The organism is Achromobacter sp. 1011811831 (assembly GCF_059760905.1).
The window spans coordinates 1-440 of the sequence record NZ_JCBANG010000220.1; the positions used below are offsets into that span (position 1 = coordinate 1).

1 protein-coding gene is annotated in these 440 nt (G+C 75.9%); it reads right to left on the reverse strand.

The window, feature by feature from the left end; all coding sequences use genetic code 11:
- On the reverse strand, positions 1-440 hold a 440-nt coding region (locus tag AC6LJ9_RS30685; protein ID WP_498150460.1), incomplete at both ends, for a hypothetical protein.

Below are 440 nucleotides of genomic sequence, written 5' to 3' on the forward strand. Positions count from 1 at the left end.
GGTACACCGGCGCCAGCAGCAGCGCCGGCGCCGGCCGCTGGCCCGTGGCCTCGCTGCCCGGCTCGTATCGGTACACCGGCATCGCCACGTCCAGCGTCGCGCCCTCGGCCACGCGCAGGCCGTCACGGCCGTTGATGTCGTATTTCGCGAAGCCCGCGCGCAGCAGCGACGGATCGAGCAGCAAGGCCTGGGGCTGCGCCGCGCCGGTCGGAGTATGGGTCGGCCTGTAGGCCAGCGCATCGGCCCCGCCGATCACCACCTTCCCGTCCGTCTCCAGCGTCAGCGTGCCGCCGCCGGCCATGCCATAGCCCCGCAGCTGCCCCGCCAGCGCCAGCGCGCCCGTGGCGCCTTCCACTTCCGGCGCGCCCGCCCGCAGCGTGACGTCGCCGCCCTTGCCCGCGCGCGTCTCGCCCTTGTGCAGCACCGCGCCGCCCGAGGAC